The 14,412-nt window shown below is 52.2% G+C and carries 9 protein-coding genes; 6 read left to right on the forward strand and 3 right to left on the reverse strand.

Features of this window, described 5'->3' with window-relative positions; genetic code table 11:
- The 3 genes from KOO63_02375 to KOO63_02385 all read right to left on the reverse strand — a co-directional run.
- Window positions 1-661 (reverse strand): hypothetical protein (locus KOO63_02375; protein MBU8920683.1); only part of this gene is annotated, 661 nt, incomplete at its 3' end.
- 210 nt (window positions 662-871) lie between these two features.
- Window positions 872-2,248, reverse strand: coding sequence for a type II toxin-antitoxin system HipA family toxin (locus KOO63_02380; protein MBU8920684.1), 1,377 nt, complete (start codon window positions 2,246-2,248; stop codon window positions 872-874).
- Window positions 2,248-2,667, reverse strand: coding sequence for a helix-turn-helix transcriptional regulator (locus KOO63_02385; GenBank protein ID MBU8920685.1), 420 nt, complete (start codon window positions 2,665-2,667; stop codon window positions 2,248-2,250). Before KOO63_02385 ends, KOO63_02380 begins: the two co-directional genes overlap by 1 nt.
- Before the next feature lie 419 nt (window positions 2,668-3,086).
- On the opposite strand from KOO63_02385, the gene KOO63_02390 reads away from it, so the two are divergent.
- The 6 genes from KOO63_02390 to KOO63_02415 form a co-directional block, all read left to right on the forward strand.
- Entirely contained in the window at window positions 3,087-4,730 is a 1,644-nt protein-coding gene (locus tag KOO63_02390; protein ID MBU8920686.1) for a GWxTD domain-containing protein, read from the forward strand.
- Between the two features lie 551 nt (window positions 4,731-5,281).
- Entirely contained in the window at window positions 5,282-7,567 is a 2,286-nt protein-coding gene (locus tag KOO63_02395) for a T9SS type A sorting domain-containing protein (GenBank protein MBU8920687.1), read from the forward strand.
- Between the two features lie 17 nt (window positions 7,568-7,584).
- Window positions 7,585-9,861, forward strand: a complete 2,277-nt coding sequence (locus KOO63_02400; GenBank protein MBU8920688.1) for a T9SS type A sorting domain-containing protein — start codon at window positions 7,585-7,587, stop codon at window positions 9,859-9,861.
- Window positions 9,862-10,049: 188 nt separating this feature from the next.
- Window positions 10,050-10,805, forward strand: a complete 756-nt coding sequence (locus tag KOO63_02405) for a PEGA domain-containing protein (GenBank protein ID MBU8920689.1) — start codon at window positions 10,050-10,052, stop codon at window positions 10,803-10,805.
- A 72-nt stretch (window positions 10,806-10,877) separates the two neighbouring features.
- Entirely contained in the window at window positions 10,878-13,073 is a 2,196-nt protein-coding gene (locus KOO63_02410; GenBank protein MBU8920690.1) for a PEGA domain-containing protein, read from the forward strand.
- The coding region (locus tag KOO63_02415; GenBank protein MBU8920691.1) for a serine/threonine-protein kinase PknK at window positions 13,073-14,412 on the forward strand (1,340 nt) is incomplete at its 3' end. The genes KOO63_02410 and KOO63_02415, both read left to right, overlap by 1 nt.

The raw sequence follows: 14,412 nt of genomic DNA on the forward strand, positions 1-14,412 counted from the left end.
AGGCGACTATTGCCCCACCCGTACCGTCAGGACACAAAACCGCCTGAAACTGGCTGTCGGTATCAATACTTACCCGGGTGCCGCCCGCCCCCCAGATTACGGATCCGTCAACATCCATTCTCTGAACATAAACATCGTAATTCCCCGATGAGTCGTTGTCCCATACGGCGATCACTCCGCCAAGTTCGTCCGTGATCACATTGACGTTAAGGAGATCTACTGATCCGGAGACAAGAGTCTCCCCACCCGCCGTCCAGAGAGAATTACCGTCCGCATCGAATCGCTGGGCCTTAATGGAGTAGATCGGACCAGTCTGGTAATCCTCCCAGACAACGACCACTCCTCCCTCTCCATCACTGAATATCATCGGATCGGTCTGGTAGTTCGTGCCGAAGGCTACGGCTAGCCCATTCGCCGTCCAGAGGGGGTTGCCGTTACTGTCGATCTTCTGAAAATAGACGTCCGGATATCCTCCGTTTCGATAATCCTCCCAGACAATGAAAGTATTTCCCGCATCGTCTGAGACAGACTGAACGTCTTGCTGGTGGTTAGGCGCATCACTGAAGATGTTTCCACCTTCCAGCCAGATCGCTTCGGCAGGCGTTGAATTTATAATAAAAATAAAGCCGATAACAAACAGCAATAGCACTGACCGTTTCATGCTGGGGCCCCCTGAAATAAGATGTGATAAATATATAAATCCTCTGCCGGCGATTGTATCATAAATAAGGTGATTTTTCAATGGGGGAGGCACGATGTGTCGTTCCCCGGGGTAGATAACCAACCCGCGCGGACAGAGTACGCGGGACACAGCATCGTAGACAGGAAACCGGTGGTCAACCCAAGCCCCTATGCGACGCGCAACCTGCCCCTATACGATATACATTCTATGCGACCTGCCGATCGATTCTACCTGTCCTTCGGGCACTCCGGCATCTTTCGCAAGCGAGGGCCATGTGGAAACGACCCCTGCGATTTCCCGGACTATTTCTTCAGGTGAGTTGACGCTGTTCTCCTGCCCCACTTCGACAAGCTCCTCCAGGACAAAACTTCCCCGCCTGCCGGCTATGGTCATCTGGTGACTGGATGTATAACGCCCTTTCGGATTGTACGCATATGCAAGATCGAAGGCAGGTGACAGACGCCATCTGCCTTCGCGGTCCATCAGAAAGGCGATGTTCTTGGTGTGATCATCCTGGTTCCTGGCAACCACATTAAAGACCATGCGGCGAAAAAGCTGCTCGATGTCGTGGTATGACAACCTCAGCTCGCGCATCACCTGAAAAGCTTCCTCGTATGAGTGGCTACCCGGGCTGTTGTAGTCGAAGTGAGCCAGGCCGCAGAGCGAATGGAGGTGGAGTTTATCACCAGTTTCATGCTGTAGTTCACTTCCGACATCGAGGCGATCGAAACGACGCGTCATGAAATGTGCCCTGCCCCCCTCCTCGAGAAGACGACACTCGGTCATATCTATTCCTGCAGCCGTCGCCATCAGATGATAGGCAAATTCGATCCTTCCATACCCTGCCGGATCGCCGAGACTCCGGTCTGTGACTCCATCGAACTTCAGGATCCAGTACCCGAATCCCTCGGGCGCACGGACCTGGCCCGATCTGACCTCACCGGTCTCATCGTTCAGGGCGATCACTGCCTTCGGCCTGTTGCCGCCTGCCGACGTGCCGACACGGATGATGTCGAGCAGGGCTCCGCCAGCAGTCTTCGAATCTCCGCCCATGTTTTTCAGGGCACCACCCGCGTCATTTCCAATATTTGTTTTCAGCCCTCCACGATAATCGAGGACTTCCTGCGCGAGGCTGGTCAGCTCACGCACCTGGACCGGAACGGACTCATCGAGATCTTCATTTATGACCGGCTTAAACTCGAGGGCACCCATCCCCCGCCTGCCGGTGTAGCAGAGCCGCTCGACCGGGCTGAAATCTGCCGGCCTCCTTCCCTGCCGCGCCAGCCACTGATCGATGATCGCGTTTCCGAATCTGTCCGGGAGCGAGTCGGCCAGCAAGCCGGGCAGCCCTTTGTAGGTTCCTTCCGGGAGGTGAGGAAAGGAGAACAGATCCTGCCCGCTCCGCGCACCTGACGCGGGCATCCTGAGTGGAGAAAGCTCCAGCCCCAGATCAAGGAAGTCATCGTCGTATTCGAAAGTGGCGAACCCTCTCGCCTCGTCCCAGGCAACAGCCCCGACGATCCTGTCCCAGATCAGCACGTACGCTACATCGACACGGTCTGCCATCAGATGCCCCCTTTGTCGGAGGTTGAGTCATCTGAATTGGGCGAGTCGTTCAGATCACTCACGCCAGATTTTCCATCGGATCCAGTCACGGATCGATCTGTTTTTGCTCTGGATTGAGCCCTCCCAGCTCTCGCGCGCTTTCTCTGCCGACCCTTCATCCTGGCAAGCTGCATCGGACTGATCCCAGGATCTGGCAGGAAGGCATCGAGATCCTCAAGCGCTTCGAGTGCCCGCAGTACCTGGATCAGAGTGAGTACTCCAAAAGAATTCCCCTGTTCAATGTTGCTGATCGCTGTCCTGCTGAGGCCGGCCTTGTCGGCCAGTTCCTTCTGAGGCATGTTCATATTAAGCCTGCGGCGCCTGATACGCCTCGCGATCTCCTTGAGGATCCCCTTATCATTCATACTGTAGATACTCATAGAACACTCTCTTTCAACCGGAAGTTGGCCGACCAGAATCAGTAATCGGTCATCAGCATTTGCTATTCGCCCCTTGACACCTGCTATATAATGACGTCTATACTTGACATATCACCCGATTACTCCAATTATTGCCGTCTACAGATAACATTATATTATTAATCAATTTTGTCAAGGGGCTGATCATCTCTTTACTATGGAAATCCCCGACTTGTCGGTGTCGGCAAGCTGGTTGAAATGGCACCAGCAGTTCAATTTGTTATCGCCCGGCTCCGCAAGCCGGGTTCGCACGCAGACGCAGTCAATACCCGTGTTTTCTGATTCTTCTTTTCTGAATCTCTCTTCTGAGTCTTTTCTGGATGACAAACGGGCCGTTCGGTAATATATTTTAACAAGCGGATTTTTCCTGGAGAATACTAATGAGAATTCAATCGTTGCTCGCAATATCTCGATTGGCTTGCCTTATCCTGGCATGCGCATTTCTCATCCTCCCCGGCGAGCTCCGTCCAGCCGGCTTCTACGGCGAGCAGAGACTCTACGACAACCTGACGAAGCAGGAAAAAGAAGAATATAACAGCCTCCAGTACATGATGAACGAATACCAGAGAAAACAATATCTGTCCCTGCCGGATTCCAACGAAAGGGAAAGATGGGCACAGCGCTTCTGGCTCGAACTGGACCCCACTCCCATGACCCGTAGAAACGAAAGAAGGGTAGAGTACAGGAAGAGAGTCAGACAGGCAAAGAAAATGTACCCGATGAATAAGCCGCCTGGCTGGGACAGAAGAGGAGAGGCGCTCATACGGTTCGGTGAACCCGACTCGAAAGTCCATGTTCCCGCCAACCTGGATTACTGGAACGAAAGGATGCCAGGAGAAGTGTGGTCCTACTTCAAGTACGACATGATCGTGGCCTTCGAAGACCCGTTCCTCCAGAATGAATATACCTGGTTCATGGAATCCGGGGGGATCAGCAGCAGGCAGATGGAAGAAATCAGAAGGGCTTCGAGTGCTGCCGCAGCCTCATCGGGTGCCGTACAAACCGGTATCGCGTCGATGGCGCTCGACCCTCACGACAACCTCAGTGCGGCCAGCGCCAATCCGTACAGCACCGACTATATCGCATCGATGGACGCTGGCGGGCATTTCGGCCCATCGATATATACTGATGTCGGGCTCGATGCCAAAATCGACAGAGTCGAGGAACAACTCAATAATTTCTTTGTCAATGTAGATAAGAAAAAGTTTTTCCATTCAACCGATCTCGAAGAGAACCTCACCCTTTACTTCGACTTCACTTCCTTCAGCGCGGGAAACGGAAAGCTCCGGACCGAAGTGAATCTGGAGATTCCCGCAGACGAACTCAAATTCAGAAAGAAAAGTCAGGAATACGAATCAAAATTCTCCCTCGCGGTCTCGGTACGGGATATGGAGATGAAGGAAGTCCTGACAGTATCAAACGATGTCGTACTCTCCGTCGATAAGGAAACCAGGAACAAACCCGGGCAGCTTTTTCCCGCCCAATTCATCCTCACCCTCGACCCGGGGTACTATCGCTTCGCCATCGAGATATTTGACAAGAGAACGGGCAAGCGTGGTACATACAGGACAAGCAGTAGCCTGGAAAATATCGGCGGCGAACTGAGTCTCAGCGATATACAGTTCGCCAGCTTTATCGGCCCGGCTGACGGAAACCAGAGCTTCGTAAAAGGAAACCTGAGGGTCGTCCCTCATCCCCTCCATGTGTACAGGAAATCGTCCCCCCTCAAATTCTACTTCGAGATCTACGGGCTGGAGACCGATGAGAAGGATATCGCCTTCTATTCGATCCAATACTCGATCCATCCGAAAGAGAAAAGACGCAAAGGACCTGTATTCGTTGAGATCGAATCAGTCATCAGCTCTGAATTCAACACTTCGGGATACGGGATCGATCAACCGCAGCGACTTGAAATAGCCACCGATGAACTGTGGGAAGGGGCCTTTATTCTGAAGGTAAAAGTGATGGACCGGATAACACGGACATTCACAGAAAGATCGGCCTCCTTCTCGATCCTGGATTGAAGTTTGAACTTCTGTATCTCCTTGACCCTGACGCTTCCTGTCAATGGGCCTCGATCCTTCAATGTTGCCACAGCCCCTTCTCCACCTTCGCTTTTGCTCCCTCCATCCGTACTTAACCCGAACAAAGTGCAAGGGGTTTTACCACCAGCGCTGGTGGTAAATCTCTGACCACCCACGGATTCTTTCTCAAATACCTTCACCGGTGTTACACGATCCCTGATCATTATCGCTGGCTGGTGAAATGATTTGTGAAAGGTCCACGAATGTTTTGTGAAAAGTTTTGTGAACGGTTCATGAAGTAATTTGAAACTCATGAAATAGTTTGAATGCTTGTGCAAATATTTCAAAAACTCATGAAACGAGCCAGATCATCCAAACGCTGGCACGCGAGCTGACTATGACAAAAAAAGTCCCACTTACCATGTTCAAGTGTGGTAGAATGTCACAATGCAGAAAATCCTGATCCATTGCTTTTTCAATAATAATCGTTTCGTGGCTTTCCCCACAGAAACAGGATTAGAAGTTTGCTTCTGAACACCGGGAGGATCACAGTGGGCCGCAACTCGGCATTGGTATTTCTGGTTATCACTTTGTCATTATTATCAACCGACATTTCGGCTCAACTGCCATCAGAATTCGACTGGCGGGATTACGGCAAGGTCACTGATCCCAGATCACAGTATCCTTTTGGTACTTGCTGGGCTCACGCGGCGATCGCTGATATGGAGTCGAAGGTGGCTATACGGGAGAACGTTCTCTATGATTTTTCAGAAAGCAACGTCGTATCTTGCAACCTCAATTTCGGAGGAGCGTTTGCGGGAGGCATAGTGAAAATAGCGGTGAACTACCTCTCGGTATGGGGAACGGTCCTTGAGTCATGCGATCCGTATCTCGGATACCTTCCTGCCATGGTCTGCCGGAACGATACCTGCGATTACTATAAGGTGCTCACCGAGTGGCAGATACTGCCAGCGGACAGGGACGCTATCAAGCAGGCGATCATGGATTATGGCCCCGTACAGGTGAAGGCTGAAACCGATACAGGGTGGAACAGCTACGATGGGACCCGATGTAAAAATGATTGTGAAGATAGTTACTGTCTGGTCAATCACAACATGCTGATCGTTGGATGGGACGACGATCATCATTGCGCTTTTGAAGATGATGGAGTTTGGATAATCAAGAATTCAGCAGGCGTCGCCTGGGGAGATTCCGGTTATGTGTACATATCGTATGGATATAACGGAGTGGAATACAACAGCAGTCTGATTACTGATTACAAGGATTGGAACCCTGATGAAAACGTTTATTTCTGGGACGAGCACGGCTGGACCACCGAGACAGGATATGGTGACGGCATCGACTGGGCAGGAGTCGAGATAGAATCAGCCGGAACGGAGTGGCTGCATGCTGTGAACTTCTGGGCGGTTACGGGCCCCCTGACATACGACCTGTTTATCTATGAGGATAATCTTTCGGGAGCGCCCGTGAACCTTATCATGGGTCCGGTGTCCGGAACAGTCGATAATGCGGGGTTCTATACAGTCGACTTGCCGGAGCTCATTCCCATGACCGCAGGCGATCCGGTGTATATCGTCATGCGGTTTAACGGGTATGGCGCTTCCGCACCGATCCCGATCGATGATACCGGAGCGATGGAGGCCGGGAAAAACTATATCAGCAATAACGGGTCCTCCTGGGAGGCGATCGATTACGCAGGTGTCGCATTAGGCGATATCGGCATCAGGGGCAGGACGACCACTCAGATCGAACGAGGGGATTTCGGATTCTACAATACCTTCTTTCCGTCGTGGGTCCAGGGATATCCAGGGCAGACGATCAGCCAATCTGTCAGGCCGGCAAACTTTGCCACGCTCGTCACGACTCCCTGTAACGGCCCGGATTCCGTCAGCGTACATGCATATGACAGCCAGGGCTGGAGTATGACAGGTGACCCGGCTTTCGGGGCGGGAACATTTCTTGGAGCCGGAGACCTCAGTTTCCAATGGATAAACGTCACTATCCCGTGCTGGGCATCACCGGGGATGATCGATACAGTCTTCATCTATACGACCTACTTCGAAGACGGCCAGTCCCTCGGGGAGCATGTGGACTGTACTGATCCAAACTGGTTCCTTGATGACCCATACTGGTCATCGGACACACTCATTATCGAGGTCGCCGAGCTTACGCAGCCGTTTCACATTGTCGAACAGCCAACGGTCGATATCCCCGTGGGACAGAGACCCGTGTCGGTGAAGTTCGAGATCATAAACGATGACCCATGTTGTGGCTCACCCTACGGTTATATATATACAATAGAAAGCGAGGGGTATATCGGCGAATCGATCGACCAGTATGGTGTGATCGCGGCTGTTTGCGGCGAGGAGACAGGTATTACCTTTGCCGTCCTCGACACCCGTTACGCCGATATATGCGACTACGACTCTTTGACCATGATCGCTATGTACATGGGGGATCTGTCGAAGAGAGACACCTTCGTGCAAGTGGTCCATGCGACCGAGATGACTGGCGATCCCGATCTCCCGGAACTTCCCGAACAGTACACTCTCGAGCAGAACCATCCGAATCCGTTCAACCCGAATACGGAGATCAGGTACTCCCTCCCCGAGGGAGGAAGAGTACTCATCGAGATCTTCGACGTCTCGGGCAGAAGGATCGTAGTGCTGGTCGACGAGCACCAGGAAGCCGGGTACAGGTCGATCGACTGGGACGGCCGCTCCAGCGATGGTTCAAGCGTAGCTAGCGGGATCTACTTCTACCGGATGATCGCGGGAGACTGGATCGCGCGCAGGAAAATGGTGCTTCTCAGGTAGACATATGGAGGATCTTCATGAAACGGATAGCTATATTCGTACTACTCGCAATGACAGTATTTATTTTCTCAGAAGATGTTTCGGCTCAACTGCCGGCCAGGTTCGACTGGCAGGATTATGGAAAGGTCACCATAGCCAAGAACCAGTACCCCTACGGCACCTGCTGGGCCCATGCGGCGATCGCGGATATGGAGTCGAAAGTAGCGATACGGGAAAATATCATCTATGACTTTTCAGAGAGTAACGTTGTAGCCTGTAACCTCAACTTTGGCGGGGCGTTTGCCGGAGGGGTAGTCGAATACGCTATAAACTATCTCTCGGTCTGGGGAACGGTCCTCGAAGCATGTGACCCGTATCCAGGATATCTCCCTGCCATGGTCTGCAGAAATGATACTTGTGCTTACCACAAGGTGATCACTGAGTGGCAGAAACTGCCCGAGGATATGGATGCTATTAAGCAGGCGATCATGGATTACGGCCCTGTTCAGGTCAAAGCTTATACCGATAACGCGTGGAACTATTACGATGGGACCACATGTGTGTGGGACCAAATGGGCGACTGTTATGTCAACCACAACATGCTGATCACTGGATGGGACGACGACATGGACTGCTCTTCTGGAACTGGTGCCTGGATTATCAAGAATTCAGCCGGTTTTATGTGGGGGGATCTTGGGTATGTCTATATATCATATGGATTTAATGGAGTGGAATATAACAGTACACTCATCACCGACTACAAGGACTGGGACCCCGATGAGAGCGTCTACTTCTGGGATGAGCATGGCTGGACCACAGAGACTGGATATGGTGACGGTGTCGACTGGGCAAGAGTCCAGATAGAGTCGTCAGGAGTGGAGTGGCTGCACGCGGTGAACTTCTGGGCTGTGACCGGGCCACTTTCATACGAACTTTACGTCTATGACGACATCATCGGGGGGGCACCGTCAGGTAAACTGGCAGGGCCAGTTTCCGGGACAGTCGATAACGCGGGATTCTATACGATCGACCTGCCGGTATTAGTAACGATGACCCCGGGCGACCCTGTATTCATAGTCATGAAACTCGACGGACATGGGTTCTCCTCTCCAATACCGATCGACGCTACGGGCGCGATGGAGACCGGGAAAAACTATATCAGCGACAACGGGTCCTCATGGGACGCGATCGATGCCGCCGGCGCCTCGGTCGGCGATATCGGCATCAGGGGCAGAACTACCACATCACTGGAACACGGAGATTTCGCGTTCTACGCGACCTTCTCTCCGTCGTGGGTCCAGGGATATCCGGGACAGACGGTCAATGATCTGGTCAGGCCGGCAAACTTCGCCGTACTCTCCTCGACGCCCTGCAACGATGAAGATTCGATCAGTGTACATGGCTACGACAGCCAGGGATGGAATATCGTGGGAGATCCGTCATTCGGAACAGGGCTGACACTTGGCCCCGGCTATACATATATTCAAAATGTAGACATCACTATTCCCTGTGAAGCAGTGCCGGGGACTATCGATACTGTCTGTCTATATACGACATATTTCGATGATGGCGCTTCCCTTGGAGAGCATGTCGACTGTACCGATCCGAACTGGTACCACGACACGCCCTATTGGTCAATGGACACTCTCATTATTGAGGTGGTCGAGAATCCACGACCTCTCCATATAGCTGAGCAATCCACGATCGAGATTCCCGCCGGGCAGAGACCGGTTTCAGTAAGATTCGACATATTTAACGACGACCTGTGTGATAGCCCATGCGACTTCACATATATCGTCGAAAGTGAGGGTCTTGTCGGCCAGGCGATACACCAGACAGGTACGGTCGACGATGTCGATCATGGAAATGCGGGCATGACCTTCGCCGTCCTCGACACCCGTTACGCCGATATATGCGATTACGACTCGCTGACGATGATTGCGTGGAAGACGAGCGATCCGACCAAAAGGGACACATTCGTGCAGGTCGTCCACGTGACCGAGATGACAGGCGATCCTGATCTCCCGGTGCTTCCCGAGCAGTATGCTCTGGAGCAGAACTATCCGAACCCGTTCAATCCGAATACAGAGATAAAGTATTCTCTCCCCGAAGGAGGAAGAGTACTCATAGAGATCTTCGACGTCTCAGGCAGAAGGATAGTGGTGCTTGTCGACGAGTATCAGGAAGCCGGGTTCAGGTCGATCGACTGGGACGGCCGCTCCAGCGATGGTTCGCGCGTATCGAGTGGGATCTACTTCTACAGGATGATCGCGGGAGACTGGTCGTCGCGCAGGAAGATGGTATTGCTCAGATGATGCAGGCCCGGTGATGCAAACCCGCTGATATTGATCCGGGCAACATCCTGCCTGCCGATTTGAGATCAGTCGATTTGAGGTCCGTTGATTCAGGACCATGTCGATTTAAAACCATTCTTGATTCAACTGCGGGTTTGGTATAGTGTTATCGAACCGGCTTTTTTATGGGACAAGACTCTGGAAAGCAGATGATGATGGCTTCAGAAATGACATGGATGCGATCTGCTTCTATTCAAGTGAGAGTGATCTCGCTGGCTGTTGCCATATCCCTTCTAGCAGGAATAACAGCGCCGGTATTCTCTCAGGAGGAGATCTTCACCAAGTGGGAGGAGATCGGGCTGCTCAGGGCGAGAGGCGAATACAAGCAGGCTGTGTCGAGCCTGAGAAAGATCCTCATCGATTATCCCGATGACGGACGGATACAGAGGAGAGCCTGGAATCTACTGGTCCATACGATGTACAAAATGAACAACGAAGAGGAGGCGCTGGCGACAGCCAGACAGGCCCTTGAGCTATACCCCGATCTTTCCGTAAATCCAGCCATACTGCCCGAATGGATGAACGAGACTTACAGTGAGCTTAGAAGCTCGATGTACGGGGCACTCACAGTGACTGGGCCGGAAGGGGCCGAACTCTTTCTCGACAGCGATTCACTCGGCACGGCGCCCTTCAGTATAGACTATCTCAGAACAGGTAATTACAGCCTGACCGCTGAAAAAAATGGCTATCACGCGCGTATAGATACAATCCGCATAGATCCGAGCGAGACCCTGACGTTCGGAATGACGCTTGAGCGAAAGAAAGACAAAAAGTGGTGGCTCTACCGCGTGGGCCCTGTAGTGGTCGCGGGAATAATCGCTATCATCGGTTTTACTTCAGGATCTGGTGATGACCCCGTCGTGGAGGACCCGCTTCCCGATCCACCTGACCCTCCCGCGAATTAACGGACAGGCTATGGTATTTTTTGAGATTCGCGCAGTCGGGAAGCAGCTCGACTGACACAGACTGGAGAATGATTGAACGACCGGCAGGATAAACATTTCGAACCGATCGCCAACCCATATATCGTCGGCAATCCGATAGAGGACCGTCGTATGTTCTTCGGCCGGGTCGATGACTTTGAATTCATCGAGCGCAAAGTGACCGGGAACATGAAAGGCGGCATGATCGTCCTCTGCGGCTCCCGCAGAAGCGGCAAGACTTCGATCCTGTTTCAGATCAGGCAGGGGCGCCTCGGACCCGGGTTCGTACCCGTGCTTATCGACATGCAGTCGGTCACCGTAACAAACGACAGGGAATTCCTCGAGACGATCGCCCGAGCGATCGATTCGGCTCCGGGACTGAAAGACTCGCTGGTCGACGAAGATTTTCTCTCGAGACTTGAGACGAATCCCCTGCTTGCCTTCAACGAGTTCACCGCGAAAGTGGATACCGCGCTCGATGGCCGCAATCTCATCCTGATGTTCGACGAGTATGAGCTTTTCGAATCTCATATCGACCGCGAAAAATTCAGCAGCGACGTATTAAACCTTATGGCGTACTGGATGGAGAACAGCAGCGGCGTATACTTTCTCTTCACCGGGTCGAACCGGCTCGAAGAGAGGAATCCGGAGTACTGGGATTCATTTCTGGGCAAGGCCCTTCACCGGCGAGTCAGCTTTTTGCGCCATGGCGACACGATGAGACTCATACACGACCCTGTCGCTGATCTGGTCGATTACCAGGAAGGTGTCCCTGAAGAGATGTTCAGCCTGACGGCCGGGCAGCCTTTCTATACGCAGGTCCTCTGCCAGTCGATTGTGGACCATCTCAACGAGAGTTGTAAAAACACTGTCTCTATGAGTGATGTCGAGGATGTGGTCGGAGAGATCATCGAGAACCCTCTGCCCCAGATGATATTCTCATGGAGTTCGCTGTCGGCTCTGGACAAGATCGTGTTGTCTCTGATAGGAGAACTCAGCAAAGAGAAAGCCCGCTCTGTCGATCCCGACGACATCATCGAATTCGCAGAAAAAGAAAAGATCGGGTACAGGATAGATCCCAACAAACTTCGAGAGACCGCCGAACGTCTCTTCTCCCAGGATTTTCTCTCCAAGGACCAGGAGAGCGAGAGCTACTCGTTCAGAATGGACCTGTGGAGGCGCTGGGTGATCAGGATGCATTCGATCTGGCAGGTACTCGACGAGATCGCGACCGACGGATTCGATCCCGACGAGGGGATCGAGCCGATCAAAAAGGGAAAGAAGATCGCGACGATAGCATCACTGACAGGGGCGGTACTCATCACCGTCATGGCCCTTGTCTACAGTTACAATATTCGTGAAAAAGGCAGGCAGGGCGCCTTTACCGCGCCTGCTGATTCCACGACGCTGGAGATCGCGACCGAACCACCGGGAGCCCAGGTATTTATCGATCGTACGCTTGTCGGGGAATCACCAGTCATGGAGAAGGTAGAGGTAGGGACTTCGTTCCTCCGGATAGCGATGACCGGGTACCACGAGTTCGAAGATTCGATAAGCCTCGAGAAGGATGTCCCGTTCGAAAAGAGGGTCGGACTCATCGAAAAGACAGGCAGACTTCTTGTAGGATCCCAACCTGAGGGAGCAGTCGTCGAACTCGACGGGCATAAGACTGGCCTTACTACTCCAGCCTCATTCGACAGCCTGACAGTAAACAGCCTGCATTCGGTCGTCCTTCACCTGCCCGGGTACTACGCCAGAGAGACCGCCGGAATACAGATAGTCTCCGATTCGACTATAACGATAACGCATAACTTTTCCCGCGTAGTACATCCGTTGACAGTGATAACTGATCCTGCTGGAGCTCTTGTCACGATAGACGGTGAAGATCGCGGGGAATCTCCTGTGAGTATCAGAGCCATAGAGCAGGGCTCTCATCTTATTATGGCGGTAATGGACGGATATTTCGATTCGCAGATGAAAGTAGATATCCCAGTCATCCGCAACCAGGTCCTGATCGTACTCGACCGACTTCCTCCGGGCGAACTTATACTTGAGATCATTCCTTACGCGGAACTATGGATAGACGGCCGACTGGTCGAAAGGGACGCGGTGAACTACCGAGCGTCCCTTCTGCAGGGAAGTTATCTGATCGAACTGCGGCATCCCGTATTCGGTGACATCACAGAAACGGTGATTCTCAGATCGGGCGAGACGACTAAAAAGACTTTCAACCTGGAGAGAAGAGACTGATGACAGGCAAAGTATTATCCGAAAGATACCGGATCGACAAGAAGATAGGCCAGGGTGGGTTCGCGATCGTCTACCTTGCGCACGACGAAAAACTGGGAAGGGAAGTAGCTGTAAAAGTTCTTTCGTCTGTCGAAGAAAACGAATCGTTTCGGGAGAGATTCCTCAGAGAAGGGCAGGCGCTTGCCAACCTGAACCATCCTAATATCCTGACTATATACGATTGCGGCAGCTACGAGGGCCATGAATATATCGTGATGGAACTGATAAACGGACCCTCGCTCGAATACCTGACAACAAAGACAAGCCTTTCAATATCGCAGGTCTGTTCGATCGCGTTGCAGATCTGCCAGGCGATGGAACACGCCCACTCGCAGGGGATCATCCACCGTGACCTTACTCTGAAGAATATAATGCTGGACGAGGAGGACGCGGACAAGGCGAGAGTCAAACTCCTCGACTTCGGCCTGGTCAAATTCATTAATTCCGGGTTGCTGACGACAGGAAACGCAATGATGGGTACTCCGGCCTTTATGGCTCCGGAGCAGATTCTTGGCAAGAATACAGACGGACGGGTCGATATCTGGGCCTTTGGTATAGGGCTTTACAGGATAATCACGGGATCTTATCCATTCGCGGGGGAACATCCCGCGGCGTTGATGTACTCGATAGTCAACGAGACCGAAATAGATTTTCCCGAGACGGTATCGGAAGGATTCAGGGAGATCATCAGCCGGTGTATCGAGAAGGAGCCCGATGACAGGCCCCAGGGATTCGGGGAGCTGATCTCCAGCCTGGAGGATATCAAGAGATCACTGTCCGATAGCGTTTCAGGCGTTACGACGATGATGTCCAACGTGAGCAATTTCGCCGATAGAAGCAGCAAACGCAATCCCTACCTCAACCGTGTCATGATCAAGAATCTGAAGGAATTCATCGGGAGAGAAAAGGAAGTAAGAAAGATCTATTCACGTCTCGATGCTCCACAACCCCAGTCTATCTCGATCGTGGGGGACCGACGCATCGGGAAATCCTCCATCCTGAACTTCGTCTACAACAGGAGTAACAGGAAAAAGTATATGCAGAATCATGGGGCCTCGATTTTTGCCTATCTCGATTTTCAGAACACTGTCGATAACAGCGTCCCGAAATTTATAGATCTCCTGTTCAACGTTTTCAGTTTTGAGACCGGCGACAGGACAAAGTACACGGCAAGGCCCAAGACACTCGAACAACTGAAAGATGTGATACAGGAAATACATGATTCAGGCAAACGGATCATAATCATGATGGACGAATTCGAGCTGATTACAAGGAATGAAAACTTTGAGATGGACTTCTT

The sequence above is a fragment of the Candidatus Latescibacterota bacterium genome (genome assembly GCA_019038625.1).
GTDB lineage: Bacteria > Krumholzibacteriota > Krumholzibacteriia > Krumholzibacteriales > Krumholzibacteriaceae > JAGLYV01.